General features: G+C 75.9%; 1 protein-coding gene. It reads right to left on the bottom strand.

Features of this window, described 5'->3' with window-relative positions:
• On the bottom strand, nucleotides 1-661 hold a 661-nt coding region (locus LPA54_RS34570), incomplete at both ends, for an alpha/beta fold hydrolase (RefSeq protein ID WP_228984593.1).

Raw genomic sequence — 661 nt, 5'->3', positions numbered from 1 at the left:
GAGCACGGCCAGCAGGCTGACCTCGGCGCCCTCGGCCTGCAGCCGGGTGGCCACGGCGTGGGCGACGAGTCCGCCGAAGGACCAGCCGAGCAGCTGGTAGGGGCCCCGCGGCGCGGTCTTGCGGATCTGTTCGGCGTAGTCGCGGGCCATGGCGTGGATGTCGCCGGGCAGCGGTTCGTCGTGGCTCAGGCCGCGGGCCTGCAGGGTGTACAGCGGCTGGTCGCGGTCGGTGTGCCGGAGCAGCGCCGAGTAGACCCAGCCGAAACCGCCGGCCGGGTGGACGCAGAACAGCGGGGGCCGCCCGCCCCGCGCGCGCAGCGGCAGCTCCACGCCGAAGGGGTCCGGGCCGTCCTCGCCCGCGGTTCCGTCGACGCGGGCGAGCAGCGCGGCGACGGTGGGCGCCTCGAAGAGGGTGCGCACGCCGACGTCGGCCCCGAGGACCGTCTTGATCCGGCCGGCGAGGCGGGTGGCGAGCATGGAGTGTCCGCCGAGCTCGAAGAAGTTGTCGTCGATGCCGACGCGGCCGGCGCCGAGCACCTCGGCGAACAGGTCGCAGAGCAGTTCCTCGCGCGGGTTGCGGGGCAGCCGCCCGCCGCCCGCGCCCCACTCCGGCTCGGGCAGGGCGTCCCGGTCGAGCTTGCCGTTGGGGGTGACCGGCAGG

The sequence above is a fragment of the Streptomyces sp. DH12 genome, assembly GCF_020873895.1.
Classification (GTDB): Bacteria; Actinomycetota; Actinomycetes; order Streptomycetales; family Streptomycetaceae; genus Streptomyces.
This window is presented reverse-complemented; position numbering and strand designations above follow the sequence as displayed.